The sequence below is a fragment of the Streptomyces panaciradicis genome, from assembly GCF_023516615.1.
Taxonomy (GTDB): Bacteria; Actinomycetota; Actinomycetes; order Streptomycetales; family Streptomycetaceae; genus Streptomyces; species Streptomyces panaciradicis.
The window spans coordinates 1-26644 of the sequence record NZ_JAMGBF010000017.1; the positions used below are offsets into that span (position 1 = coordinate 1).

Below are 26644 nucleotides of genomic sequence, written 5' to 3' on the forward strand. Positions count from 1 at the left end.
GGGAGGTGAACACTCCCTGAAGAAGGGCGACGCCCCTACCGCCAAGCAGATGCGCCGCCCCACCCCTCTTACAAGGGAGCCTCCATCATGCCTGTCTCGCTGATCCACCCCGGCCGGCAGACCGGGGTCTCAGCACCGAGGATCGTTCGGCGTACGGCCCGCAGCTGCGCGGTGTGCGGCAAGACGCGCTGCCAGGACGCGAATGCCTGCCGTACGGCCTTCGGCACCACTGAGTGGCTGGAGTGCCCTGCCTGCGCGGGCAGCGGCTACGACACCACTGGATTCCAGCTCTACTGCCCCGACTGCGGTGGCGCGAAGGTCCTGGAGGTCGAGATCGTCGACGCTCCGGGGGTGGTCGAGTGACGGTGTTCCCCATCGCCCCCGAAGCCGTGGCCAGTGCTGCGGCCGCCGTGGGCACCGACCCCGTGACCCTGGCTGATCTGCTCCGGGTCGCCTCGGCTCCCGGCTTCGAGCGCTGGCGCGATCAGGTGCGCCGTACGGGTGGCTGCTCGGACCCGATCCATCTGTCCGGTACGACGATCACCCGTGACGCCCGGACCGGGGATGTCCTCTACTCGTACTCCACGGCGGAGGAGCCGGGCGGACGTCTGCGGGTCGCCTGCGGGAATCGGCGGGCCTCTCGCTGCCCTTCCTGCGCCTGGACTTACGCCGGAGACGCCTACCACCTGATACGGGCCGGGCTTACCGGTGACCCGCGCATGGGCATCCCGGACGGCGTACGCATCCACCCCGGCGTGTTCGCCACTCTGACCGCGCCCTCCTTCGGCCCGGTCCACAATCGTCCCGAGACCGGCCGCTGCCGCTGCGGTGTCGCCCACTCCCAGGACGCCCCGGAACTCGGTACCGCGCTCGATCCAACGACGTACGACTACGCCGGGGCCGTCCTGTGGAACAACCATGCCGGGGACCTCTGGCGCCGGTTCACGATCTACCTCCGCCGGGAGATCGCCGCCCGCGCCGGGATCACTCAGAGCGCGCTCCGGGAGGTCTGCCGAATCTCCTTCGGCAAGGTCGCCGAGTTCCAGAAGCGCGGGGCGATCCACTTCCATGCCATCGTGCGCCTGGACGGCCCGACCGGTCCCGATGACGCCCCGCCTGAGTGGGCCAGTACGGCGCTGCTCGGCGACGCGATCCGCGATGCCGCCGCCCGTGTGTCCGTCCCGGTCGCGCCTGCCGGTGACATCCCGGCGCGCGTCCTGCGCTGGGGTGCCCAGGTCGACGTACGTGCCATCGGCACCGACGGTCAGGAGCTGACCGAGCAGGCCGTGGCCGCGTACGTCGCGAAGTACGCCACCAAGGCCGCCGAGTCCACCGGCACCGTTGATCGCCGCGTCGGGGAGCTCTCGGAACTCGACAAACGGCCGGATCTTCCCGACCACACCCGCCGCTTGATTCGAGCCTGTCATGCGCTTGACCGGCACTACCCGGACCGCAAGCTCTGGGCCTGGGCCCACATGCTCGGCTTCCGCGGCCATTTCCTCACCAAGTCCCGCCGCTACTCCTCGACCTTCGCCGAGCGCCGCCAGGTCCGCGCCGACTTCCGCGCCCGCCAGGAGCGTCGGGAGCGCGGGCTGTCCGAAGACCTGGACGACTCGGAGAGCTCCACGCTCGTGCTCGCCCACTGGTCCTACGCCGGTCACGGCCATACGCCCGGCGAATCCTGGCTCGCCGCCTCCATCGCCCGTGACATCCGCCATAACCGCGAAACCGCACGAGAAGAACTCCCCGCCCTGCTCGACCTGGAAGGAACCCCCGCATGACCGCCGCGCCCGAACTGCTCACCGTGACCGAGACCATGGCCCGGCTGAAGGTCGGCCGCACCAAGGTCTACGACCTGATCCGCACACGGCGCCTGCCTTCCCTCAAGGTCGGGGGATGCCGTCGCATCCCGGACTACGCCGTACGTGACTTCATACAGAGTCAGATGGAGTTGGGGGAGGCCGCCTGATGGCCAAGAGACGCCCCAACGGTGGGGGAACCATCAGCAAGCGCAAGGATGGCCGCTACATGGGCCGCGCGTACGTCACCGACACCGACGGCAACCGTGTCCGCAAGACCGTCTACGGCTCCTCGTGGGACGACGCGAACGAGAAGCTCGGCAAGCTCCAGGACCAGGAGCGCAACGGCATCCCGGTGCCCTCGCGTACATGGACCCTCGGCGAGTGGCTGCCGTACTGGCTGGAGCACATCGTCAAGCCGGAACGGGAGCACAACACCTACGCCAAGTACGAGTCCAAGGTCCGGCTCTACCTGCTTCCCCACCTCGGCAAGAAGCCGCTCACCAAGCTGACGCCAGCCCAGCTCCGCGCCCTCATGGCCACGCTGAGACGGGAGGAGGTGGGCGCGGCCACCCGCTTCGAGGTGCTGCGCGTCCTCAGGAACGCCCTCAACCGAGCCATGCGCGAGGAACTGCTCACGCGCAACGTCGCGCTCCTGGTCGACATGCCCAAGGTCGCCAAGGACAAGGGCGCCGCCTGGAACGCCCGGGAAGCGATCACGTTCCTGCGCTCCGTCCGCGCGCACCGCCTCTACGCGGCCTGCGTCCTGGTGCTCGTCCTGGGCCTGCGTCGAAGTGAGGTCCTCGGCCTGCGCTGGCAGGACATCGACTTCGAGGCCGGCCGGTTCACCCCGGTCAAACAGGTGCAGCGCGAGAAGGGCGTCGGCCTGGTCCTCAAGGACCTCAAGACCGAGTCCTCACAGGCAGTGCTCCCCCTGCCCGAGTTCTGCGCCCGCGTCCTCGACGAGCGGCGGGAACTCCAGGAACTGGAGCGAAAGATCGCCGGTGCCAACTGGGCTCAGCGGGACGGTCACGATCTGATCTTCTCCTCGGAGCATGGCGGCATGATCGACCCCACCGGCTTTTCCCGGACCTTCGATCGCCTCGTGAAGCGGGCTGGCGTCCGACGCATCACGGTCCGGCTCGCCCGGCACACCTGCGGCACCCTGCTGGCTTTCCTGAAGGTGCATCCCAAGGTCGCTCAGGCGATCCTCCGGCACAGCCAGATCAGCATGACCATGGACGTCTACACGCACGTGGTCGGTGACAGCGAACGGGAGGCCGTCGCGCTGCTCGCTGAGCTTCTGGAAGATCCGCTCATCGGCTGATCGTGGCCGTTGGTGTCAAGCGTTGGTGTCAAAAGACCCCCGGACCGATGGTCCGGGGGTCTTTTCGCTGGTGGGGCTAACAGGATTTGAACCTGTGGCCTCATCCTTATCAGGGATGCGCTCTAACCAACTGAGCTATAGCCCCGCCGCGCTCTGCGGTGTGTGTCCCGCGCGCTGACTCCTGAAGATTAGCGCACGACGTGGGCAGTCCCAAAATCGATACCCGTCAGGGCTCACTCGTCCTCGGCGAGCGTCAGCTCGATGCCCCCGACGAAGCCCGCGGAGAGGTTGTAGATGAAGGCGCCGAGGGTCGCCAGCGCCGTCGCGAGGACGACGTCGATGACCGCGATGATCGCGGCGAACATCAGCACGTGCGGCAGCGACAGGAACGACTGCAGGTCGAAGCCGTTCGACTCGTTGGAGCCGGTCGCCTCCGAGAGGGTGCCGCCCACCGACGAGAAGACGCCCATCGCGTCCATGACCATCCACAGCACCGCCGCGGCCACGACGGTGCAGATGCCCAGCGCGATGGAGAGCAGGAAGCTCATCTTCATCACCGACCACGGGTCGGCCTTCGCCACCCGCAGACGGGCCTTGCGGATACGGGGCGTGGTGCGCGCGCCGGTACGGGGACGGCGCACGGCACCGGTCGACGTCCGGTCCGGCCCCGCGCCGGCCGGCTCGGGGTAGGCCTGCGGCGGGTGGTAGGGCCCGGCGGGCTGCTGCGGCCGGCGCTCACCGGGGAGCGGGGAGGCCGCCTGCTGCGCCGGCGGGGTGGACGGCGCCGAGGGCCGGTCCCCCTGCGCGGGCGGAGCCGCCCCGGCCGCCTGCTGCGTCTGCGGACCTCGGGTGTCCGTCACGGTTCCCCCTTGGGATCCCTGGGAGTCGGCCGAGGGCGGACTGGTCGGGTCCGCCTCGACCTTGCGAAGTTGGGTCGTCTGCGGATCCGCCGCACGCGCGGCGGAGCCACGGCCGCCGCCGTCCGCATCCGTACCCGTCGGGGTACCGGCCGATCCGGCGCCCGTGGCTCCGCTCACGATGACTCACTCCTCGTGCTACTCGGCCGAGGGCGACTCACCCTCGTCCGTGCCGGTGGTCGCGGCACCTTCGGCGGTCTCGTCCACGATGTCCCCACCGTCGACCTCCTCCGCCTCGCGCCCCGCCTCGGCGTTACGTGCGATGCCGACCACGGCATCGCGCTTGCCCAGGTTGATCAGTTGGACGCCCATGGTGTCACGGCCCGTCTCCCTGACCTCGTTGACTCGCGTACGAATCACACCACCCGACAGCGTGATGGCGAGGATCTCGTCGGTCTCCTCGACCACCAGCGCGCCGACGAGCGAACCGCGGTCCTCCACGATCTTGGCGGCCTTGATACCGAGGCCTCCGCGACCCTGGACGCGGTAGTCGTCGACTGCGGTCCGCTTCGCGTACCCGCCGTCTGTGGCAGTGAACACGAACGTACCGGGTCGAACAACATTCATCGACAGAAGTTCATCGCCCTCGCGGAAACTCATGCCCTTGACACCGGAGGTGGCCCGGCCCATGGGACGCAGCGCCTCGTCCGTGGCGGTGAACCTGATCGACTGTGCCTTCTTGCTGATCAGAAGCAGATCGTCATCGGCCGATACGAGCTCCGCTCCGATCAGTTCGTCATCGGAACCGTCCTCCGTCTCACGGAGGTTGATCGCGATGACGCCGCCGGAACGAGGCGAATCGTAATCCTTCAGAGGCGTCTTCTTCACCAGACCCCCCTTGGTCGCCAGGACCAGGTAGGGCGCCGCCTCGTAGTCGCGGATCGCGAGGATCTCGGCGATGGCCTCGTCCGGCTGGAAGGCGAGCAGGTTCGCGACGTGCTGGCCGCGCGCGTCACGGCCGGCGTCGGGAAGCTCGTACGCCTTCACCCGGTACACGCGGCCCTTGTTGGTGAAGAACAGCAGCCAGTGGTGGGTGGTGGAGACGAAGAAGTGGTCGACGATGTCGTCTTCCTTCAGCTTCGCCCCGCGCACGCCCTTGCCGCCGCGCTTCTGCGCCCGGTAGTCGTCCGTCTTGGTGCGCTTGACGTAACCGCCGCGGGTGACGGTGACGACGATGTCCTCCTCGGCGATGAGGTCCTCGATGGACATGTCGCCGTCGAAGGGCACCAGCATCGTCTTGCGGTCGTCGCCGTACTTCTCCACGATCGCCGCGAGCTCGGCGCTGACGATGCCGCGCTGACGGACCGGGGAGGCGAGGATCTCGTTGTACTCGTTGATCTTCGCCTGGAGTTCGTCGTGCTCCTGGACGATCTTCTGGCGCTCCAGGGCGGCCAGTCGGCGCAGCTGCATCTCCAGGATGGCGTTCGCCTGGATCTCGTCGATCTCCAGGAGGTCCATCAGGCCCGTGCGCGCGATCTCGACGGTGTCGCTGCGCCGGATCAGCGCGATGACCTCGTCGATGGCGTCCAGGGCCTTCAGCAGGCCGCGCAGGATGTGCGCGCGCTCCTCGGCCTTGCGCAGCCGGAAGCGCGTACGGCGGACGATGACCTCGATCTGGTGCGTCACCCAGTGGCGGATGAACGCGTCCAGGGAGAGCGTGCGCGGGACGCCGTCGACCAGCGCCAGCATGTTGGCGCCGAAGTTCGACTGCAGGTCCGTGTGCTTGTAGAGGTTGTTCAGGACGACCTTGGCGACCGCGTCCCGCTTGAGCACGATGACCAGGCGCTGGCCGGTGCGCGAGGACGTCTCGTCGCGGACGTCCGCGATGCCGCCGATCTTGCCGTCCTTGACCAGGTCGGCGATCTTCTGCGCGAGGTTGTCGGGGTTGGTCTGGTACGGCAGCTCCGTGACCACCAGGCACTGGCGGTTCTGGATCTCCTCGACCTCGACGACCGCCCGCATGGTGATCGAGCCGCGGCCCGTGCGGTAGGCCTCCTCGATGCCCTTGCGGCCGACGACGAGCGCCCCGGTCGGGAAGTCGGGGCCCTTGATGCGCTCCATGAGCGCGTCCAGGAGCTCCTCGTGCGAGGCCTCCGGGTTCTCCAGGTACCACTGGGCGCCGGCCGCGACCTCGCGCAGGTTGTGCGGCGGGATGTTGGTCGCCATGCCGACCGCGATACCGGCCGAGCCGTTGATCAGCAGGTTCGGGAAGCGGGCCGGCAGGACGGTCGGCTCCTGGGAGCGGCCGTCGTAGTTGTCCGTGAAGTCGACGGTCTCCTCGTCGATGTCGCGGACCATCTCCATCGACAGCGGCGCCATCTTGCACTCGGTGTAGCGCATGGCCGCCGCCGGGTCGTTGCCCGGAGAGCCGAAGTTGCCGTTGGAGTCCACCAGCGGCATCCGCATCGACCACGGCTGCGCGAGCCGGACCAGCGCGTCGTAGATCGAACTGTCGCCGTGCGGGTGGTAGTTGCCCATGACGTCGCCGACCACGCGGGCGCACTTGTAGAAGCCGCGCTCGGGGCGGTAGCCGCCGTCGTACATCGCGTACAGGACGCGGCGGTGGACGGGCTTGAGACCGTCCCGGACGTCGGGCAGCGCACGGGACACGATGACGGACATCGCGTAGTCCAGGTACGAGCGCTGCATCTCCGTCTCGAGCCCGACGGGCTCGACACGCATCGCGAGGTCGCCGCCCTCTTCAGGGGTGACGGGAGTGTTCTCGTCGGCCATTGCTGGTGAAGATCCTTCCTGGTGCGGTCAGCTGAGACCGACTCAGATGTCGAGGAAGCGGACGTCCTTGGCGTTGCGCTGGATGAACTGGCGCCGGGCCTCGACGTCCTCGCCCATCAGGACCGAGAACAGGTCGTCGGCCTGGGCGGCGTCGTCGAGGGTGACCTGGCCGAGGACGCGGTGCTCCTGGTCCATGGTGGTCACGCGCAGCTCCTCGGCGTTCATCTCGCCGAGGCCCTTGAAGCGCTGGATCGAGTCCTCGCGCACCCGCTTGCCGCGCTGGCGGCCCATCTCGATCAGCGCGTCGCGCTCGCGGTCCGAGTAGGCGTACTCCACGTCGTCCCGGCCCCACTTGATCTTGTACAGCGGGGGGCGCGAGAGGTACACGTGCCCGGCCTCGACCAGCGGCCGCATGAAGCGGAACAGGAAGGTCAGCAGCAGGGTGGAGATGTGCTGGCCGTCGACGTCGGCGTCCGCCATCAGGATGATCTTGTGATACCGGAGCTTCTCGATGTCGAAGTCCTCGTGCACACCCGTGCCGAAGGCCGAGATCAGCGCCTGGATCTCCTGGTTCTGCAGGATCTTGTCGATCCGCGCCTTCTCCACGTTGAGGATCTTGCCTCGGATGGGGAGGATCGCCTGGTACTGCGGGTTGCGGCCGGACTTGGCCGAGCCGCCGGCGGAGTCACCCTCGACGATGAAGATCTCGCACTTGGTGGGGTCGTTCGACTGGCAGTCCGACAGCTTGCCCGGCAGGGACGCCGACTCCAGCAGGCCCTTGCGGCGGGTCAGGTCGCGGGCCTTGCGGGCCGCCACGCGCGCGGTGGCCGCCTGGATGCCCTTGCGGACGATGTCCGCGGCCTCGTTCGGGTTGCGGTCCAGCCAGTCCTGCAGGTGCTCGTAGACCGCCTTCTGCACGAAGGTCTTGGCCTCCGTGTTGCCCAGCTTGGTCTTCGTCTGGCCCTCGAACTGAGGCTCGCTCAGCTTCACCGAGATGATCGCGGTCAGACCCTCGCGGATGTCGTCACCCGTGAGGTTGTCGTCCTTCTCCCGCAGCAGCTTCTTGTCGCGCGCGTACTTGTTGATCAGGTTCGTCAGCGCGGCGCGGAAGCCCTCTTCGTGCGTACCGCCCTCGTGCGTGTGGATGATGTTGGCGAAGGAGTACACGCCCTCGCTGTAGCCGCTGTTCCACTGCATCGCGACCTCGAGGGACAGGCTCTTGTCCTTGTCCTCCGCCTCCAGGTCGATGACGGTGGGGTGCACCACCTCTCCCTTGCGGGAGTTGAGGTACTTCACGAAGTCGACGATGCCGCCCTCGTAGTGGTACGTGACGGTCTTGACCTCGTCCTTGACGTCCGCGCCGGCCTCGTCCGCCCCGGTGGTCGCCTTCGCCGAGTCGCGCTCGTCGGTGAGCTTGATCGTCAGGCCCTTGTTGAGGAACGCCATCTCCTGGAAGCGCCGGGAGAGCGTCTCGAAGGAGTACTCGGTGGTCTCGAAGATGTCGGCGTCGGCCCAGAAGGTGACCGCGGTGCCGGTCTCCTCGATCGCCTCGTGCTGGGCGAGCGGGGCGGTCGGGACGCCCATCTTGTAGTCCTGCGTCCAGCGGTGGCCGTCGGTCCTCACCTCGACGGAGACCTTCGACGACAGCGCGTTGACGACGGACACACCCACGCCGTGCAGACCACCGGAGACCGCGTAGCCGCCGCCGCCGAACTTGCCGCCCGCGTGCAGCACGGTCAGCACGACCTCGAGGGCCGGCTTGCCCTCCGAGGCGACGATGCCGACCGGGATGCCGCGGCCGTTGTCGACGACACGGACGCCGCCGTCGGCGAGGATCGTCACGTCGATGGTGTCCGCGTAACCCGCCAGGGCCTCGTCGACCGAGTTGTCGACGACCTCGTACACGAGGTGGTGCAGGCCTCGCTCACCGGTCGAGCCGATGTACATGCCGGGGCGCTTGCGGACCGCGTCCAGGCCTTCGAGGACGGTGATGGCGCTGGCGTCGTACGAGGCGGTGACCTCGCCGTTCGACGAGGTCACCGCGGCGTTCTCGCCGGCGTCGGTGGACGGGATGTTCTCGTTGGGGTTGCCGGAATCGGCCACGAAGCGCCCTTTCTGGCACAGCACGAGCCAGGCTCGTCGGCGGGGTTGCCGGAGCGGCTGCGGCATGTTGCGTTGGTAAGCCTTGATCAGCGTTGCTCAGCTTTTCCCGGGCGTCCCCACGACTGGGGCGGGATTGGCTTCCAGTCTACCGGTAGCGCCGACAGTGATGGGGGTTTGCCGGTACCTGAGTCCGCATGTGCCGCCCTCAACCGGTCTTCTCCGGGTCCCCATATACGGAGCGGGGCTCCAAGAGGCTCACGGAGGCATTCAGCGCTTCTGGCTGTCAACCCTTGGCTACTTGGGAGTCAGGTCCCGATTCGCGACCGCGCGCGGCCGTACGACGGCACGGCGAACCGGCGTGCGAGCGGACCGCCCACAGCCTGTGGATGTGAGGTCTGTCACCCGTACGTATCGCCGGGTCCGGTGCTGCCCGGGGCACGCAGGGGACCGTAGCGACGGACGGGTCCGGCGGGGCCCTGCACCTTGATCACCCGCACCCGGCCGTGCCCCAGATCCTCGTTGAGACGGGCCACCAGGGTCGGCGCGAGCAGCCGCAGATTCGTCGCCCAGGCCGTGGAGTCGCACCGCACGACGAGCACCCGCTCGTCCTCGTCGTACTTCTCCGGCTCACAGTGCTTGGCCACGTCCTCGCCGACGATCTGCGGCCAGCGCCCCATCACCCCGCCGACCGCGGCCGGCGCCTCCCAGCCGCGCTCGGTGATCAGACGGTTGATCGCGGCGCCGAACGCCATCGGGTCGCGCCCGTCGGCCCGGGCACCGGAGCGCAGCCCGCCGCGCCGCGCCTGCTTCTTCTGCTGCGCGGCGTCCCCACGCGCGCGTGCGGCCTCCTTCGCCGCGCGCAACGCCACGCGCGCGAGGTCGACACCGCTGGGCTCGGGGGTCTTGCCGGGTGTGGGCTCCTGGTCCGTCATGCGCGCTCCACCGTCCCCTCCGACACCGTGTACCGCGTGCCGGTCAGCACGTGCGGTACGTCGTCGTCCACCGCGGCCGTCACCAGCACCTGCTCGCCGGGCGCGACCAGCTCCGCCAGCCGCTCCCGGCGGCGCGTGTCCAGCTCGGCGAAGACGTCGTCCAGCACCAGCACCGGCTCGTTGCCCTCGGCCCGCAGCAGGTCGTAGGAGGCCAGCCGCAGTGCCAGCGCGTACGACCAGGACTCGCCGTGCGACGCGTACCCCTTGGCGGGCAACTGACCCAGCTTCAGCAGCAGATCGTCCCGGTGCGGTCCGACGAGGGTGACGCCGCGTTCGATCTCGCCCTTGCGCGCCTCGGCGAGCGCCGCCATCAGCTGCTCGTAGAGGTCCTCCCGGGTGTGCGCCTCACCGGGGGCCGACGGCTTGTAGTCGAGGGCGACCGGCCCGCCGCCGGGGGCCAGTTGCTCGTACGCCTTGTCGGCCAGCGGCTGGATCGCGGCGATCAGGTCCAGACGCTGGGCGAGCAACTCCGCGCCCGCGCGCGCCAGATGCTGGTCCCACACGTCGAGCGTGGACAGGTCCATGGAGCGGCCGCCGTGACGCCGGGCCAGCGCCGCGCTCTTGAGCAGGGTGTTGCGCTGCTTGAGGACGCGTTCGTAGTCGGAGCGCACGCCGGCCATGCGCGGCGAGCGGGCGGTGATCAGCTCGTCGAGGAAGCGGCGCCGCTCGCCGGGGTCGCCCTTGACCAGCGCCAGGTCCTCCGGGGCGAACAGCACGGTCCGTACGATGCCCAGCACGTCACGCGGCTTGACCTGCGAGGACCTGTTGATGCGGGCCCGGTTGGACTTGCCGGGGTTCAGCTCCAGCTCGACCAGCTGCTGCCGCTCGCCCTGTCTGACCTGCGCCCGGATCACGGCGCGCTCGGCGCCCATGCGCACCAGGGGCGCGTCGGTGGAGACCCGGTGGCTGCCGAGGGTGGCGAAATAGCCGACGGCCTCGACGAGGTTGGTCTTGCCCTGGCCGTTGGGGCCGACGAAGGCGGTGACGCCCGGGTCGAGCGGCACCTCGACCCGGGCGTACGAGCGGAAGTCGGCCAGCGACAGATGCGTGACGTGCATGGTCGGTCGCCGACCTCCCCCAGCTTGTGGACTGTTTCGACAGCCCTGTGGATTACTTGCTCTCGACCGCGTGGCCGCCGAACTGGTTGCGCAGCGCCGCGATCATCTTCATCTGCGGAGAGTCCTCCTGGCGCGACGCGAACCGCGCGAAGAGGGAGGCCGTGATCGCCGGGAGCGGCACGGCGTTGTCGATGGCGGCTTCCACAGTCCAGCGTCCCTCACCGGAGTCCTGTGCAAAACCCTTCAGCCTGTCCAGGTGCTCGTCCTCGTCGAGGGCGTTGACCGCGAGGTCCAGCAGCCAGGAGCGGATGACCGTGCCCTCCTGCCACGAGCGGAAGACCTCGCGCACGTCGGTGACCGAGTCGACCTTCTCCAGCAGCTCCCAGCCCTCGGCGTAGGCCTGCATCATCGCGTACTCGATGCCGTTGTGGACCATCTTCGCGAAGTGGCCGGCGCCGACCTTGCCGGCGTGCACCGCGCCGAACGTCCCCTCGGGCTTGAGGGCGTCGAAGACCGGCTGCACCTTGGCGACGTTCTCCGCGTCGCCGCCGTACATCAGCGCGTAGCCGTTCTCCAGGCCCCAGACGCCGCCGGAGACGCCGCAGTCGACGAAGCCGGTGCCCTTGGCCGCGAGCTCCTCGGCGTGCTTCTCGTCGTCCGTCCCGCGGGAGTTGCCGCCGTCCACGACGACGTCGCCCGGCTGCAGCAGCTCGCCCAGCTCGTCGATCGTCGACTGGGTGGGGGCACCGGCCGGGACCATCACCCAGACCACGCGCGGGGCCGCGAGGCTCTCCACCAGCTCTTTGAGGCTGTGGACGTCCGCGAGGTCCGGGTTGCGGTCGAATCCGACGACGGTGTGGCCCGCGCGGCGGATCCGCTCGCGCATGTTGCCGCCCATCTTGCCGAGGCCGACGAGACCGAGCTCCATCAGAGTTGTTCCTTAGGTCGCTGTGTGGCGTGTGAGGCACGTTCGTACCCATGTCCGAGCCTAAACCCGGACGCTCGCGCACACCTGTGGGCATACGCGCTCATACGTACGCCCTCACCTGCGGCTTCTCCCCAGAAGGGCGTCGGGTTGTCCACGTCCTGTGGACAACCCGACGGACGTCCGGCCGCGTCAGCCGCTCAGCCGCACCGGCATGATCAGGTACTTGTAGGCCTCGTCCGCCTCGGCGTCCAGCGCCGGCTTGCCGCTCAGCAGCGCGGGCTTCGTCGAGGTCGTGAACGACAGCTGGGCCACCGGGGAGTCGATCGCGCTCAGGCCGTCCAGCAGGAACGTCGGGTTGAAGGCGATCGAGATGTCGTCGCCCTCCAGTTGCGCGTCGACCCTTTCCACAGCCTGTGCGTCGTCGCTGGAGCCGGCCTCCAGGATGAGCACGCCCTGCTCGAAGCTCAGCCGCACCGGGGTGTTGCGCTCGGCGACCAGGGCCACACGCTTGACGGCCTCCACGAAGGGGGCGGTCTCGATCACGGCGACGGAGTTGAACTCGGTCGGGAACAGCGTGCGGTACTTCGGGAGGTCGCCCTCCAGCAGCCGGGTCGTGGTGCGCCGGCCGGCGCCCTCGAAACCGATCAGGCCCTCGCCCGCACCGGAGCCGGACAGCGCCAGGGTCACGCTGTCGCCGCTGGTCAGCGCCTTGGCGGTGTCCAGGAGGGTCTTGGCGGGCACCAGGGCGACCGCGGAGGCCTCGGGGTTCTCCGGCTTCCACAGGAACTCGCGGACCGCGAAGCGGTAGCGGTCGGTGGAGGCGAGCGTGACGGTGTCGCCCTCGATCTCGATGCGCACACCGGTCAGGACGGGCAGCGTGTCGTCACGGCCGGCCGCGATGGCGACCTGGGAGGCGGCGGAGGCGAAGACCTCGCCGGGGACCGTGCCCGTCGCGTTCGGCATCTGCGGCAGGGCCGGGTACTCCTCCACAGGCAGGGTGTGGAGGGTGAACCGCGAGGAGCCGCAGACCACCGTCGCCCGTACACCGTCTGTGGAGATCTCCACCGGACGGTTGGGCAGGGCGCGGCAGATGTCGGCGAGCAGGCGGCCCGAGACGAGGACCGTGCCCTCCTCCTCGACCTCCGCCTCCACCGAGACCCGCGCGGAGACCTCGTAGTCGAAGCTGGACAGGCTCAGGGCCCCGTCCTCGGCCTTCAGCAGGAGGCCGGCGAGGACAGGCGCCGGCGGACGGGCCGGAAGGCTGCGCGCCGCCCAGGCCACGGCCTCCGCGAGTACGTCGCGTTCCACCCGGATCTTCACTGTTGCCGCCTCCTGCTGTTGCCGGCGCTTCTCGGCCTGCGTGGCTTCGTCGTCTGTCTCGGTGCTCGTCCCGGTGTAGTGGGCCCCCTGTGCGGGGAAGGACACCGGGGAACAGTCTGACGCACCGCACTGACAGTAGGTGCCTCTCGGGGTCAAGTCGTGACGAGGGGCAGCCGGGAGCCGGACGGCGAGTTGTGCACAGGGCCCTCTTCGAAACGGACTTCCCACTCTCTCTAGTCGGGAGTAGTAGTAGGGCCTGTGGATACGGTGGATAACCCTGTTTTCCCAGCTCAGATGCGAGATTTTGTCCACGGGCCCTGTGGGCGACGACGGTGGACAACTCGGTGGTTCTGTGGAGAACAGAAAGTTCTGCACATCCCGTGCACAGGCTGAGGCGACTTCTCCCCAGCGTCGTCCCCAGCTTTACCCGCCTTTCCCACAGCCCAACCCGGCACCTTCGTGTGACGGCTTTCACTCGGCCCGGTGATCGGGCGGGTCGGGTTGCCGAACAGTGGACAGCCATGTGGAGAAGCTGGGGATCGCTGGGGACAACCGCCCCGGGCCTGTGGGTTGTCGGTGGACAACTTCGTGCACAGCTTGTGGATCACTCGCTTGTCCACAGTCTGTGGACATCCTTCGTCCACGAATCCACAACCTGCTGACCTGGTGCGATGTCCTTTCCCCAGCGTGCCTGTGGACCATGATCTGGACAACTCGGCAGTCCCCAGGATGTGGACGGAAGAAAGTCACCGAATCTGTGGAGAGAGGCCGTAACCAGGCAGGTAATCGAACAGGCGGCGACGGCGGCATGAAGAAGGGCGCCCCCGGGATCTCGTCCCCGGGGGCGCCCTCGGCGTCGTCAGCCGGCCTGTGTCAGCCGTTCTTGATGCGGTTCGTCAGCTCGGTCACCTGGTTGTAGATCGAGCGCCGCTCGGCCATCAGATTGCGGATCTTGCGGTCCGCGTGCATCACCGTCGTGTGGTCGCGGCCGCCGAACAGCGCGCCGATCTTCGGCAACGAGAGGTCCGTCAGCTCACGGCACAGGTACATGGCGATCTGGCGGGCCGTGACCAGCGCGCGGCCGCGGGAGGTGCCGCACAGGTCCTCGACGGTGAGGCCGAAGTAGTCGGCGGTCGCGCTCATGATGGCCGTCGAGGTGATCTCGGGCGCCGAGTCCTCGCCGCCGGGGATCAGGTCCTTCAGGACGATCTCGGTCAGGCCCAGGTCCACCGGCTGCCGGTTCAGCGAGGCGAACGCCGTCACCCGGATCAGCGCGCCCTCCAGCTCGCGGATGTTGCGCGAGATCCGGGAGGCGATGAACTCCAGCACCTCCGGCGGCGCGTTGAGCTGCTCCTGCACCGCCTTCTTGCGCAGGATCGCGATCCGCGTCTCCAGCTCGGGCGGCTGGACGTCGGTGATCAGGCCCCACTCGAAACGGTTCCGCAGCCGGTCCTCCAGCGTCACGAGCTGCTTGGGCGGCCGGTCGCTGGAGAGCACGATCTGCTTGTTGGCGTTGTGGAGCGTGTTGAAGGTGTGGAAGAACTCCTCCTGCGTCGACTCCTTGTCCGCGAGGAACTGGATGTCGTCGACGAGCAGGATGTCCATCTCGCGGTAGCGCTTGCGGAAGCTGTCGCCCTTGCCGTCGCGGATGGAATTGATGAACTCGTTGGTGAACTCCTCCGAGCTCACGTACCGCACGCGCGTGCCCGGGTAGAGGCTGCGGGCGTAGTGCCCGATCGCGTGCAGCAGGTGCGTCTTGCCGAGTCCCGACTCCCCGTAGATGAACAGGGGGTTGTACGCCTTCGCCGGTGCCTCGGCGACGGCCACCGCGGCCGCGTGCGCGAAGCGGTTGGAGGCGCCGATGACGAAGGTGTCAAAGAGGTACTTCGGGTTCAGGCGCGCCGTGGGCTCGCCCGGGCCGGTCGCCGGCGCGGGCTTCGCGGCCAGCGGGCCGGGGGCGCCGCTGGAGGCGGGCAGCTGGGAGCCGACGGGGCCACCGCGGTGGACGTGCCCGGAGCCGGCAGGCGGCTCGGACAGCTCGCGCCGGCCGTCGCGCTGGTCGTAGTCCTGGCGTCCGCGGTCGTAGTCGGAGCGCGGCTTGTCGTAGTCGGGGCGGCCCTGGTCGTAGTCCGGGCGCTGGCCGTCGTAGGAGGGGCGCTCCATCGGCTGCGGGCGGTAGTCCTGGGCCGCGGAGTTGCCGTACGAGTCCTGGGGGGAGCCGTAGGAGTCCTGGGACGGGGAGGCGTACGGGTCCCGCTCGGGGAAGCCGAGGCGCTGCTGCTGCCAGCCGTAGTCGTCCTGCGGGGGACGCGGCCAGGCGCCGGGCTCGGGGCGCTGGTACTCGCCCGGATAGGCGGGGCGGGCCGTGGGCAGCTGGTCGCCGGGCGCGCCGGGCATCTGGTCGGGCCGGCCGGGGCGGTGGTCGTCGGCGCGGTGGCGGCCGTAGCCCTCGTACTGGCCGTTGTCGTAGCCACCGGAGGAGGGGAGCTCGGGTTCCTCGTAGCGCTGCTGGCCGCGGGCCGGGGGCGCCGGAGGGGCGGGGGGCTCGTTCGCGGAGTCGTCGACGGTGATCGCGATCCGGATCGGGCGGCCGCACTCGCGGCTCAGGGTCTCGCTGACGATCGGCGCGAGGCGCCCTTCGAGCACGCCCTTCGCAAACTCGTTCGGTACGGCGAGCAGCGCGGTGTCGGCGACGAGCGCGAGGGGCTGGCAGCGACGGATCCAGTGCTCGTCCTTCGTCTCCACACCCTGCCCGCGTCCCTCACCCAGGAGCTGCTCGAGTACTCGTGGCCACACTGCGGCAAGATCGGCAGGTACGTCAGCCACAGGGCACGCTCTCTCACGGGTCCCACGAACGTGTGGTTGTGGGACGGGTAGGGATTCACAGGGGGTGGAGCCATGAACAAGGGTTCAAGGGAACGAATCGGAGTTCAGTCACGGTAGTCAGGGCGACGGGTGCGGTTCAAGTTGTTGTCCCCAGCCTGTGGATAGTGTCTCTCCGTGATCCCTGGTTTGACCGGATGGCGTAGCCGCGCGTACCGTAACCAGGTCGAGTTGTCGATGGCTGCTGCCGCCTGCCTCCGAAGGGCACAGATCGCGTCAGGTGATCGGGAAGCGGTGCACTCGGGCGTAACTGCGAGCTACTCGTGGGCGCACGGTGACAGCCAGCACGGCACCCGCAACCACCGATTTGATTTCTGGAGCCCCCGAGTGAGCAAGCGCACCTTCCAGCCGAACAACCGTCGTCGCGCCAAGACCCACGGCTTCCGCCTGCGCATGCGGACCCGTGCCGGCCGCGCCATTCTCGCGAACCGTCGCGCCAAGGGTCGCGCCAGCCTGTCCGCCTGATCCCGGTCAGGTCATGCCGTCGTGCTGCCCACCGAGAACCGGCTGAGGCGGCGCGAGGACTTCGCGACCGCGGTACGACGAGGGCGCCGGGCCGGCCGCCCGTCCCTCGTCGTCCATCTACGCAGCGGTGCCACGGACCCGCACGCGCCTGGGGAGAGCGCTCCCCCGACGCGTGCGGGTTTCGTCGTGAGCAAGGCCGTGGGCGGTGCGGTCGTACGCAACAAGGTCAAGCGCAGACTGCGTCATCTGATGCGCGAGCGGGTGGCTCTCCTGCCCCCCGGTAGCCTGGTAGTCGTACGAGCGTTGCCCGGCGCGGGCGATGCCGACCATGCACAACTGGCCCGAGACCTGGATGCCGCCCTCGAGCGGCTGCTGGGAGGGGGCGCGCGATGAAGTACCCACTGCTGGCTCTGATCAAGCTGTACCAGTGGACGATCAGTCCGCTGCTCGGGCCGGTGTGCAAGTACTACCCGTCGTGTTCCCACTACGGCTACACGGCCATCGACCGGCACGGCGCGATCAAGGGCACGGCGCTCACCGCCTGGCGCATCCTGCGGTGCAATCCGTGGTCGCTGGGCGGTGTGGACCATGTGCCGCCCCGCAAGCGTCCGCGATGGCACGAAATGCTGCGTGACGCGTGGCGTGCACGCAGGGGCGGGTCCTCCGCCGCCGCAACGGCCCCCGAAGAGAATCCTGTTTCGAGCACCGAAGAGAATCCTCCTTCGAGCCCGGCCGCAGAGACCTCGTCCCATGCCCAAGGAGCATGATTAGTGGACACGATTGCCAGCCTCTTCAGCTTCATCACGACACCCGTCTCATGGGTCATCGTCCAGTTCCACTCCGTCTACGGGAAGATCTTCGGTCCCGATACGGGCTGGGCCTGGGGCCTGTCCATCGTGTCCCTGGTGATCCTGATCCGTATCTGCCTGATCCCGCTCTTCGTGAAGCAGATCAAGGCCACTCGGGCGATGCAGACGCTCCAGCCCGAGATGAAGAAGATCCAGGAGCGCTACAAGAACGACAAGCAGCGCCAGTCCGAAGAGATGATGAAGCTGTACAAGGAGACGGGTACCAACCCGCTCTCCTCGTGCCTTCCCATCCTGGCGCAGTCGCCGTTCTTCTTCGCCCTGTACCACGTGCTCAACGGCATCGCGACGGGCTCCACGATCGGCGTCATCAACGAGTCGCTGCTCGCCAGCGCCCGTAAGGCGCACATCTTCGGCGCCCCGCTGGCGGCGAAGTTCACCGACAGCTCGGCGAAGGTGGAGTCGCTCGGCGCCTCCCTGACCGACGTCCGCGTCGTCACCGCGATCATGATCGTCATGATGTCGGCGTCGCAGTTCTACACGCAGCGCCAGCTGATGACGAAGAACGTCGACACCACGGTCAAGACGCCGTTCATGCAGCAGCAGAAGATGCTGATGTACGTCTTCCCGGTCATGTTCGCCGTCTTCGGCATCAACTTCCCGGTCGGTGTCCTCGTCTACTGGCTGACCACCAACGTGTGGACCATGGGCCAGCAGATGTACGTCATCCACAACAACCCGACCCCGGGTTCCAAGGCTCAGGCCGCCTACCTGGAGCGTCTGGCCAAGCACGTCACGCACCACGGCAAGGTCCGCCGGCGCAGCGAGAAGACCATCGTCAAGGCGATCGTCGCCAAGGGCCGCGACCGCAACGAGTTCGAGCGCAAGTTCATCAACGGCCTCACCAAGGCCGGCCTCGCCGCCCAGACCGACGGCACCGTGGTGAAGAGCGACGTCGCCGTGGCCACGCAGACCGAGGACGGTACGCCGACCACCGGCACCGCCGCCCCCAAGCGCCAGCAGCCCAAGCGTCAGACCAAGGCCCAGCGTCAGTCCGGCACGGCCAAGCCGGGTGAATCCGGACCGACCACGTCGCTGAGCAAGTCCGACGAGCCCGAGGACGCCAAGCCCGAGGACGCCAAGCCTGCCGCCGCTGCCAAGAAGGCCGCCCCGCAGACCGGCAGCGGCACCCGCAGCAAGGCTCAGTCCGGGCAGCGCAAGGGCCCGCAGCGCCCCAAGTCCCCGTCCAAGAAGTAAGAAGGAGCCCATCCCGTGACGGAAGGCACCACCTCCGCCGCTGCCGAGGGTGCAGACACCCTGACCCGCCTGGAGCAGGAGGGCGAGATCGCGGCGGACTACCTCGAGGGTCTGCTGGACATCGCCGATCTCGACGGCGACATCGACATGGACGTCGAGGCCGACCGCGCCGCTGTCTCGATCATCAGCGACACGGGGAGCCGAGACCTGCAGAAGCTGGTCGGCCGTGACGGTGAGGTGCTGGAGGCGCTTCAGGAGCTCACGCGCCTGGCCGTGCACCGGGAGACCGGCGACCGCAGCCGTCTGATGCTGGACATCGCCGGCTACCGCGCCAAGAAGCGTGCCGAGCTCTCCGAGCTGGGCGCCAAGGCCGCGGCCGACGTCAAGAACACCGGTGAGCCGGTGAAGATGAAGCCGATGACGCCGTTCGAGCGCAAGGTCGTACACGACGCGGTCAAGGCCGCGGGCCTGCGCAGCGAGTCCGAGGGCGAGGAGCCGCAGCGCTTCGTCGTCGTCCTTCCCGCCTGATCGGTCCGTACGTTCCTCCGGCCCCGTCTGTAGCGCAGACGGGGCCGGACTTTGTCAGCCTGGTAGTTCTGGTGGTCGGCGCTCCGATGCGTCGATGCGGTACGGAAGGACGGTCCCCGTGACGGAGGCAGCGGAGCTCCCCCCTGCGCCCGAGCAGGCGCGTGAGGTGTTCGGTGATCGCTTCGCGGACGCGGTTCGCTATGCGGAGCTGCTCGCCGAGGCGGGTGTGCAGCGCGGTCTCATCGGCCCACGCGAAGTGCCCCGCCTGTGGGAGCGGCACCTGCTGAACTGCGCGGTGCTCTCGGAGGTCGTGCCCGAGGGCGTGACCGTGTGCGACGTGGGCTCGGGTGCCGGTCTGCCCGGTATCCCCCTGGCGCTCGTCCGGGAGGACCTGAAGATCACGCTGCTGGAACCCCTGCTGCGGCGCACGAACTTCCTCACCGAAGTCGTGGAGCTGCTGGGTCTCGACCATGTGACGGTCATGCGGGGCCGGGCCGAGGAGGTCATGGGCAAGCTGCCGTCGGTGCACGTGGTGACCGCACGGGCCGTGGCGCCGCTGGACCGCCTGGCCGCATGGGGTATTCCGCTGCTGCGTCCGTACGGAGAGATGCTGGCGCTCAAGGGGGACACCGCCGAGGAGGAGCTGAAGGCCGCCGCCACGGCTCTGAGCAAGCTCGGCGCCGTGGAGACCTCGATCCTGCACGTCGGTGAGGGCGTCGTCGATCCCCCGTCCACCGTGGTGCGGGTGGAGGTCGGCGAGAGCCCGGGCGGTGTGCGTTTTGCGGCCAAGCGAGCCAAGGCGGCTCGAACGGGCAGGGCTCGTCGGCGTCGCTGATCTCGCCGACGCCGGTTCATTCGGCGTCGGCGGCGATCCGTCCTGCCGACGAGACGTACTCCACACAAGCTGCCAAACCGATGCATGCCGGAGTGTCGCGGCAGTTCGACCCTCGTTGCGCTGCATCGTGTTTCACGTGAAACGTCGCTCACTGCTGCACGGCATCATCAGCCGGGGCCGCGCTGCGGCCGAACCCCGCGACCGCAACAAGCCCCTTGGTTCACTCGATGAGGGAACCGAGTTGTCCACAGAGGTGGATTTCTCCACAGAACCCCAGGCCTCACTGGTTCGCGACCCCGAAGACATGGGAGGCTCTGTTCATTGCGAGCCTGAAGTCGAGGAGAGTGAATCCTTGCGGTCCGACGCCAACATCGCGGGACCGATGACCGATCCGGTCCCCGGTCCCCGTACCGAGTCGATGGGGGAGGATGTTTCACGTGAAACACCGCCCCCGATGGACGACACTCCGATCGGTCGTGCTGCCCAACTGGCCGTGGAGGCTCTGAGTCGCGCGGGCGAGGGCCTGCCGCGGCCCGAGCAGACCCGTGTCATCGTGGTCGCCAACCAGAAGGGTGGCGTGGGCAAGACGACGACGACGGTCAACCTCGCCGCCTCGCTGGCCGTCCACGGAGGCCGGGTCCTCGTGATCGACCTCGACCCGCAGGGCAACGCGTCCACGGCCCTGGGGATCGACCACCACGCCGAAGTGCCGTCCATCTACGACGTTCTGATCGACAGCAAGCCGTTGGCCGATGTCGTCCAGCCCGTCCCGGATGTCGAGGGGCTCTTCTGCGCGCCCGCCACGATCGATCTCGCCGGTGCGGAGATCGAGCTGGTGTCCCTGGTGGCACGTGAGAGCAGACTCCAGCGCGCGATCCAGGCCTACGAGCACCCCCTGGACTACATCCTCATCGACTGCCCGCCCTCCCTCGGTCTGCTGACGGTCAACGCGTTGGTCGCCGGCGCGGAGGTCCTCATCCCGATCCAGTGCGAGTACTACGCGCTGGAGGGCCTGGGGCAACTGCTGCGCAACGTCGACCTGGTGCGGGGGCACCTCAACCCCAACCTGCATGTATCGACGATCCTGCTCACCATGTACGACGGCCGGACGCGGCTCGCGTCACAGGTCGCGGAAGAGGTGCGCACCCACTTCGGCGACGAGGTGCTGCGGACGAGCATTCCCCGCTCGGTCCGTATCTCCGAGGCGCCGAGCTACGGACAGACAGTGCTGACCTACGATCCGGGGTCCAGCGGTGCGTTGTCCTATCTTGAGGCGGCACGAGAAATCGCGCTGAAGGGTGTCGGTGTCAGTTACGACCCGACGCAGGCCCATATCGGCGCCCAGAGCAACCCGAGCATGGTGGAGGGTATTCAGTGAGCGAGCGACGGAGGGGTTTGGGCCGTGGACTCGGCGCACTGATCCCCGCTGCCCCGACGGAGAAGACGCCGGCTTCGGCCGCGGTGGGAGGCGCGGGTGCCGCGTCCCCGTCGTCGGTACCGGTGCTGACGACCGACCGCGGAGTGGCCGCGGCGAAGGTGACAACGCTGCCGCCGGTTTCCCATGAAACCGAGCTGCCGTCGGTGAACGGCGTCGAGGACATTCCCGCGGCCCCGATGGGGGCTCACTTCGCGGAGCTTCCCCTCGACTCGATCACCCCCAACCCGCGCCAGCCCCGCGAGGTCTTCGACGAGGACGCGCTGCAGGAGCTGGTCACCTCCATTCAGGAGGTCGGTCTTCTCCAGCCGGTCGTCGTGCGTCAGGTCGGCCCCGCGCGCTACGAGCTCATCATGGGCGAGCGGCGCTGGCGGGCCAGCCGTGAGGCGGGGCTGGAGGCCATCCCTGCGATCGTGCGGGCCACGGACGACGACAAGCTCCTCCTGGACGCCCTCCTGGAGAACCTGCACCGTGCGCAGCTGAACCCGCTGGAAGAGGCCGCCGCCTACGACCAGCTCCTGAAGGACTTCAACTGCACCCACGACCAGCTCGCCGACCGCATCGGCCGGTCCCGCCCGCAGGTGTCCAACACCCTGCGCCTGCTGAAGCTCTCGCCCGCCGTGCAGCGCCGGGTGGCCGCCGGGGTGCTGTCGGCCGGTCATGCGCGGGCTCTGCTGTCCGTCGAGGACTCGGAGGAGCAGGACCGGCTGGCCCACCGCATCGTCGCGGAGGGGCTCTCGGTGCGGGCCGTCGAGGAGATCGTGACCCTGATGGGGTCGCGTCCGCAGAGCGCTCAGCGGGCCAAGGGGCCGCGAGCCGGCGGTCGGGTCTCCCCGGCGCTGACGGACCTCGCCACCCGGCTCTCGGACCGTTTCGAGACGCGGGTGAAGGTCGACCTGGGGCAGAAGAAGGGCAAGATCACCGTCGAGTTCGCGTCGATGGAGGACCTCGAGCGCATCCTCGGCACCCTCGCTCCCGGTGAGGGACCGGTCCTTCAGCAGGGCCTGCACGACGGCGACTCCGCGGAGCCGGAGGCGTAGAGAGGGTGGCCGCCCACCCGTCGGTGGGACGGTGACCGGCCAGGCGGGCCGTGTTCCGGTGGTACCGGAACACGGCCCGCTCTTTGCTGTCAGTCGGTATCGATGGAATGGCATCGTGGATACGATGCGATCGGGTGTGGCGCATCCACCAGGCGACCTCTGAGGGGAGGCAGGGGCCATGGGAACGGTGAGCCGGACCGGATGGATGAGCGCGGCCCTGGGGCTGGGGGCGGTCGGCGGCTTCGTCGGCAGCCTGCTGAGGGAACGGAGCTCTCTGACAGCCGCTCGCGACGCCGCGGGCGAAGGAAGCGAGGAACAGCCTTCATGGGGCGTCGGCTCGTACCGCTCACGCTGGACAACCTTCAGGACCTTCCCAGCCGCTGCCGGTCTTGCGTCTTCTGGGAACTCGACCCGGTCAGCGGAGAAGCCGCGGTAAAGGCCGGTACGGCCGCCCTGGAGAAGGAGGCGTGGATCTCCGCCGTCCTGCTCGACTGGGGATCCTGCGGCCGGGTCGTCTACGTCGATGACGTGCCGGTGGGTTTCGTGCTCTACGCCCCGCCCGCCTATGTGCCCCGCTCCACGGCGTTCCCCACCAGCCCTGTGTCACCCGACGCGGTCCAGCTGATCACCGCGTCCATCATGCCCGGCTATCAGGGACAGGGGCTGGGGCGCGTGATGGTGCAGACGGTCGCCAAGGACCTCCTGCGGCGCGGTTTCAAGGCGATCGAAGCCTTCGGAGACGCGCGGTGGAAGGAGCCCGCCTGCGTTCTGCCGGCCGACCATCTCCTCGCCGTGGGCTTCAAGACGGTGCGACCGCACCCCGTCACCCCGCGCCTGCGGCTCGAGCTAAGGACGACGCTCTCCTGGAAGGAAGACGTGGAGATGGCGCTCGACCGGCTGCTCGGAGCCGTACAGAAGGAACCCGCTCTCCGACCCCTGTGAGTGGTTCTCTGCAACGCGAAGGGGCCGACCCGTCCGGGTCGGCCCCTGATGTTTCACGTGAAACGTCACTCGGCGATGAAGTCCTCGAGGTCACGGACGATCGCGGCCTTCGGCTTGGCACCGACGATGGTCTTGGCGACCTCGCCACCCTGGTAGACGTTCAGCGTCGGGATGGACATGACGCCGTACTTGGCAGCCGTACCGGGGTTCTCGTCGATGTTGAGCTTGACGACCTCGATCTTGTCGCCGTACTCCTTGGCGATCGCCTCGAGCGACGGAGCGATCTGGCGGCACGGGCCGCACCAGGCGGCCCAGAAGTCCACCAGGACGGGCTTGTCGCTCTTGAGGACGTCCTGCTCGAAGGAGTCGTCGGTCACGTTCTTCAGGTCGGCCACGGCGGGGGCTCCTTTTACTGGTGTGCGGTGGGGCGGGTGGACGGGGAGGATCAGACAGCGGTCTTCTCGGGCTCGGCCTGCTCCTCGTCCGCGAGGGCGGCGAGGAAGCGCTCGGCGTCGAGAGCGGACGAGCAGCCGGTGCCGGCCGCGGTGATCGCCTGACGGTAGGTGTGGTCGACGACGTCACCGGCGGCGAACACACCGGTCACGTTGGTGCGGGTCGAGGGGGCGGCGACCTTCAGGTAGCCCTCCTCGTCCAGGTCGAGCTGGCCCTTGAAGAGTTCGGTGCGCGGGTCGTGGCCGATCGCGATGAACAGGCCGGTGACCGGCAGGTCGCTCAGCTCGCCGGTCTTGAGGTTGCGCAGCTTCAGGCCCGACAGCTTCTGCTCGCCCTGGATCTCGGCGACCTCGCTGTCCCACACGAACTTGATCTTCGGGTCGGCGAAGGCGCGCTCCTGCATCGCCTTGGAGGCGCGCAGGGTGTCGCGGCGGTGGACGATCGTCACGGACTTGGCGAAGCGGGAGAGGAAGGTGGCCTCCTCCATCGCGGTGTCGCCGCCGCCGATCACGGCGATGTCCTGGTCCTTGAAGAAGAACCCGTCACAGGTGGCGCACCAGGAGACACCGCGGCCGGACAGCGCGTCCTCCTTCGGCAGACCGAGCTTGCGGTGCTGGGAGCCGGTGGTGACGATGACGGCCTTCGCCTTGTGCACGGTGCCGGCGGTGTCCGTGACGGTCTTGATGTCGCCGGTCAGGTCGACGGAGACGACGTCGTCGGGGACGAGCTCGGCGCCGAAACGCTCGGCCTGGGCGCGCATGTTGTCCATGAGCTCGGGGCCCATGATGCCGTCCTGGAAGCCGGGGAAGTTCTCCACCTCGGTGGTGTTCATGAGCGCACCGCCGGCGGTGACTGCGCCCTCGAAGACCAGCGGCTTCAGCGACGCGCGCGCGGTGTAGAGCGCCGCCGTGTAGCCGGCGGGCCCGGAGCCGATGATGATCACGTTACGGACGTCGCTCACGGCTTGTTTCCTCGTCTCTGGACTGCGTCGTCGGACCGGATGGAAGCCCCTTTCAGAGCTCTCACCCCACCCAACGGATCCTAAGGGGCGCGCATTCCCGCTGTGTCCGGGCACACGGAGCAGGGGACAGGGGCGTGCTCCGGACATGCCTCCGTACCGGCCATCACACGGGGCGGAGTCGAAGCGTCGGCCGCTACGGCTTGGCGTAGGAGTGCGTGAGCAGAACCTTGGCCTTGGCCGACGACGGGTGGGCCACGCAGGACGTCTCCACGAGGTAGGCGTCGACCTTGTTGCTGTCGGACGGGTCGGAGAGCACCACCAGCAGGACGTCGGCGCCCTTGTAGACGCCCTTCTCGGTCGCCAGTGCCGCGTCGTTGCGTCCGATGCCCTTCAGGACGCACGGGGGAACCGCGAGGGAGCGGTCCAGCTTCGGCGACATAATGCTGGGGCCGCCCTGGACGCCGACGCTGTGGTGCGGGGCGACGGAGCCCCGCCCGGAGTCGCTGCCCTTGGAGAGAAGGTCCGAGACCTGGCGGCCCAGCTTCTTGTCGGAGAAGGTGTCCGCCGCGGTGGTCTGCCGGCCTGACTCCCCGCTCGGCTTGCCGTCGTCGAACGTGGCGACCAGAACCGTACCGAGCCCGAGAGCGGCGACACCGAACACGCCGCCGAGGACGGCGATCCTGCGACGGCCGCCTCGCTTGCGGTCCTTGCGGCCCGGTCCCGTCGACGACGAGCGCGCGTGACCGGACGGGCGGTCGGCAGCCACCGATGTTTCACGTGAAACATGAGCGCTCTCGTCCACGCCGGTGTTCGCGTGGGGCGCGGTGACGGGCGATGCGAAGTCCTGCGCTGCGGGCGCCGTGGCGTTCAGCAGTGCCTCGGCGGCGAGTGCGGCGTCGATGCGCCCGGCGACATCGGCGGGCATGCGGGTCGGACCGGGCAGCGTGCCGAGCAGCCCCCGGATCTCCTCCAGCGAGACGTACACGTCCGTACAGAGCTCGCACTCGTCCAGGTGCTGCCGGATGTCGGCGGTCCGGGACGGCGGCAGCAGACCCTCGGTGAGGTCGGAGATCTCGGCGACGTCCGGGTGCCCGGCCATGTCCGTCGTGGAAGTCACGCTCGCCCACCTCCGCCCTTCACAGCAGCTGGATCACTCGGTCCGGTGTCACGGGGACCGACAGTCGGCGGTCCCGCTGCCGGTGGGACGGATGTCCCCTGAGTCCGGTTCCGCTCCTCGCCCTGTTGCTTTCCGCCACCGGAGCTTTCCGGTCGCAGATGAGTGAGGAGCGGCAGGAGTCTGGCTCGGCCGCGGGCGCAGCGGCTCTTCACCGTGCCGGTGGGGACGTCGAGGACACGGGCCGCCTCGGCGACCGGGTACCCCTGCATGTCCACGAGGACGAGGGCGGCACGCTGGTCGGGCGGCAGAGTGCCGAGGGCCTCCAGCAGCTGACGGTGCAGATCGTTGCGCTCGGCCGGCGCCGAGGCCTCCTCGTGCGGCTCCAGCAGCTGCTCCAGCCGCTCGGTGTCGTCGACCGGGGAGGTCTTGCGGGAGGCCGCCTTCCGGGCGCGGTCGAGGCAGGCGTTCACCGTGATCCGGTGCAGCCAGGTCGTGACGGCCGACTGGCCGCGGAAGGTGTGGGCGGCCCGGTAGGCGGAGACGAGGGCGTCCTGGACGGCGTCAGCGGCCTCCTCGCGGTCGCCCAGCGTGCGCAGGGCGACCGCCCAGAGACGGTCACGGTGCCGCCGTACGATCTCACCGAAGGCGTCCGGGTCGCCTTTCACATGGCGGGCCAGGAGATCCTGATCGCTCGCGTCGCCGTATGCGGTGTCATCTGCCATCGGACCCCCTCCCCCTGACGTGC

25 protein-coding genes and 1 tRNA gene are annotated in these 26644 nt (G+C 68.8%); 13 read left to right on the plus strand and 13 right to left on the minus strand.

The features are described 5' to 3' along the window. Positions 1-87: 87 nt before the first annotated feature. From M8J74_RS07005 to M8J74_RS07020, 4 genes are read left to right on the plus strand one after another with little or no spacing between them, the layout of a single operon-like run. Positions 88-363: a hypothetical protein gene (locus tag M8J74_RS07005; RefSeq protein WP_249835583.1), complete on the plus strand. Its 276-nt coding sequence runs from the start codon at positions 88-90 to the stop codon at positions 361-363. A gap of 26 nt (positions 364-389) precedes the next feature. Continuing rightward, positions 390-1781: a replication initiator protein RepSA gene (gene repSA / locus M8J74_RS07010; RefSeq protein WP_249835680.1), complete on the plus strand. Its 1392-nt coding sequence runs from the start codon at positions 390-392 to the stop codon at positions 1779-1781. Beyond that, positions 1778-1969 carry a helix-turn-helix domain-containing protein gene (locus M8J74_RS07015; RefSeq protein WP_249835584.1) on the plus strand — a complete coding sequence of 64 codons (192 nt, stop codon included), beginning with the start codon at positions 1778-1780 and terminating at the stop codon, positions 1967-1969. The genes repSA and M8J74_RS07015 overlap by 4 nt, the downstream gene beginning before the upstream one ends. Then, complete coding sequence (locus M8J74_RS07020) at positions 1969-3126, plus strand: tyrosine-type recombinase/integrase (protein ID WP_249835585.1); 1158 nt, start codon at positions 1969-1971, stop codon at positions 3124-3126. The genes M8J74_RS07015 and M8J74_RS07020 overlap by 1 nt, the downstream gene beginning before the upstream one ends. A gap of 68 nt (positions 3127-3194) precedes the next feature. Here M8J74_RS07020 and M8J74_RS07025 read toward each other — a convergent pair. From M8J74_RS07025 to dnaA, 9 genes are all read right to left on the minus strand, one after another. Continuing rightward, positions 3195-3271, minus strand: a tRNA-Ile gene (locus M8J74_RS07025). Between the two features lie 88 nt (positions 3272-3359). After that, entirely contained in the window at positions 3360-4163 is an 804-nt protein-coding gene (locus M8J74_RS07030) for a DUF3566 domain-containing protein (RefSeq protein WP_249835586.1), read from the minus strand. A gap of 18 nt (positions 4164-4181) precedes the next feature. Continuing rightward, complete coding sequence (gene gyrA / locus M8J74_RS07035; protein WP_249835587.1) at positions 4182-6776, minus strand: DNA gyrase subunit A; 2595 nt, start codon at positions 6774-6776, stop codon at positions 4182-4184. A gap of 42 nt (positions 6777-6818) precedes the next feature. Next, positions 6819-8879 carry a DNA topoisomerase (ATP-hydrolyzing) subunit B gene (gyrB, locus tag M8J74_RS07040; RefSeq protein WP_249835681.1) on the minus strand — a complete coding sequence of 687 codons (2061 nt, stop codon included), beginning with the start codon at positions 8877-8879 and terminating at the stop codon, positions 6819-6821. A 398-nt stretch (positions 8880-9277) separates the two neighbouring features. Continuing rightward, positions 9278-9811: a DciA family protein gene (locus M8J74_RS07045; RefSeq protein WP_058924295.1), complete on the minus strand. Its 534-nt coding sequence runs from the start codon at positions 9809-9811 to the stop codon at positions 9278-9280. Next, positions 9808-10929, minus strand: a complete 1122-nt coding sequence (recF, locus tag M8J74_RS07050; RefSeq protein ID WP_249835588.1) for a DNA replication/repair protein RecF — start codon at positions 10927-10929, stop codon at positions 9808-9810. The genes M8J74_RS07045 and recF overlap by 4 nt, the downstream gene beginning before the upstream one ends. A gap of 52 nt (positions 10930-10981) precedes the next feature. After that, positions 10982-11857 carry a phosphogluconate dehydrogenase (NAD(+)-dependent, decarboxylating) gene (gene gnd / locus M8J74_RS07055; protein WP_249835589.1) on the minus strand — a complete coding sequence of 292 codons (876 nt, stop codon included), beginning with the start codon at positions 11855-11857 and terminating at the stop codon, positions 10982-10984. A 189-nt stretch (positions 11858-12046) separates the two neighbouring features. Further along, positions 12047-13177 (minus strand): DNA polymerase III subunit beta, encoded by a 1131-nt coding sequence (dnaN, locus tag M8J74_RS07060; protein ID WP_058924298.1) that lies wholly within the window; start codon positions 13175-13177, stop codon positions 12047-12049. An 873-nt stretch (positions 13178-14050) separates the two neighbouring features. Beyond that, on the minus strand, positions 14051-16003 hold the full coding sequence (gene dnaA, locus M8J74_RS07065) for a chromosomal replication initiator protein DnaA (protein WP_308406014.1): 1953 nt from the start codon (positions 16001-16003) through the stop codon (positions 14051-14053). A 384-nt stretch (positions 16004-16387) separates the two neighbouring features. Here dnaA and rpmH point away from each other — a divergent pair, with 384 nt between their 5' ends. From rpmH to M8J74_RS07110, 9 genes are all read left to right on the plus strand, one after another. Next, a complete protein-coding gene (gene rpmH, locus M8J74_RS07070; protein WP_015659252.1) occupies positions 16388-16525 on the plus strand; it encodes a 50S ribosomal protein L34 in 138 nt (45 codons plus the stop codon). A gap of 21 nt (positions 16526-16546) precedes the next feature. After that, the gene (gene rnpA / locus M8J74_RS07075; RefSeq protein WP_249835591.1) at positions 16547-16918 is read left to right on the plus strand and encodes a ribonuclease P protein component; all 372 of its coding nucleotides are present in this window, start codon (positions 16547-16549) and stop codon (positions 16916-16918) included. Then, on the plus strand, positions 16915-17292 hold the full coding sequence (gene yidD, locus M8J74_RS07080) for a membrane protein insertion efficiency factor YidD (RefSeq protein WP_079078066.1): 378 nt from the start codon (positions 16915-16917) through the stop codon (positions 17290-17292). The genes rnpA and yidD overlap by 4 nt, the downstream gene beginning before the upstream one ends. 3 nt (positions 17293-17295) lie before the next feature. After that, complete coding sequence (gene yidC / locus M8J74_RS07085) at positions 17296-18588, plus strand: membrane protein insertase YidC (RefSeq protein WP_249835592.1); 1293 nt, start codon at positions 17296-17298, stop codon at positions 18586-18588. A gap of 15 nt (positions 18589-18603) precedes the next feature. Continuing rightward, positions 18604-19116: a Jag family protein gene (locus M8J74_RS07090; protein WP_058924301.1), complete on the plus strand. Its 513-nt coding sequence runs from the start codon at positions 18604-18606 to the stop codon at positions 19114-19116. Positions 19117-19234: 118 nt separating this feature from the next. Then, entirely contained in the window at positions 19235-19951 is a 717-nt protein-coding gene (rsmG, locus tag M8J74_RS07095) for a 16S rRNA (guanine(527)-N(7))-methyltransferase RsmG (protein ID WP_249835593.1), read from the plus strand. 304 nt (positions 19952-20255) lie between these two features. Then, on the plus strand, positions 20256-21329 hold the full coding sequence (locus M8J74_RS07100; RefSeq protein ID WP_079078485.1) for a ParA family protein: 1074 nt from the start codon (positions 20256-20258) through the stop codon (positions 21327-21329). Next, the gene (locus M8J74_RS07105) at positions 21326-22426 is read left to right on the plus strand and encodes a ParB/RepB/Spo0J family partition protein (RefSeq protein ID WP_058924304.1); all 1101 of its coding nucleotides are present in this window, start codon (positions 21326-21328) and stop codon (positions 22424-22426) included. Before M8J74_RS07100 ends, M8J74_RS07105 begins: the two co-directional genes overlap by 4 nt. A 324-nt stretch (positions 22427-22750) precedes the next feature. Further along, complete coding sequence (locus M8J74_RS07110; RefSeq protein ID WP_249835594.1) at positions 22751-23368, plus strand: GNAT family N-acetyltransferase; 618 nt, start codon at positions 22751-22753, stop codon at positions 23366-23368. Positions 23369-23433: 65 nt separating this feature from the next. On the opposite strand, the gene trxA is transcribed toward M8J74_RS07110, so the two are convergent. The 4 genes from trxA to sigM form a co-directional block, all read right to left on the minus strand. Beyond that, positions 23434-23763, minus strand: a complete 330-nt coding sequence (gene trxA, locus M8J74_RS07115; RefSeq protein ID WP_058924306.1) for a thioredoxin — start codon at positions 23761-23763, stop codon at positions 23434-23436. Positions 23764-23813: 50 nt separating this feature from the next. Further along, positions 23814-24782 carry a thioredoxin-disulfide reductase gene (gene trxB / locus M8J74_RS07120; protein ID WP_058924307.1) on the minus strand — a complete coding sequence of 323 codons (969 nt, stop codon included), beginning with the start codon at positions 24780-24782 and terminating at the stop codon, positions 23814-23816. A gap of 193 nt (positions 24783-24975) precedes the next feature. After that, entirely contained in the window at positions 24976-25899 is a 924-nt protein-coding gene (locus M8J74_RS07125; RefSeq protein WP_249835595.1) for an RsmA family anti-sigma factor, read from the minus strand. Then, positions 25896-26621, minus strand: a complete 726-nt coding sequence (sigM, locus tag M8J74_RS07130; RefSeq protein ID WP_249835596.1) for an RNA polymerase sigma factor SigM — start codon at positions 26619-26621, stop codon at positions 25896-25898. The genes M8J74_RS07125 and sigM overlap by 4 nt, the downstream gene beginning before the upstream one ends. Positions 26622-26644 lie beyond the last annotated feature (23 nt).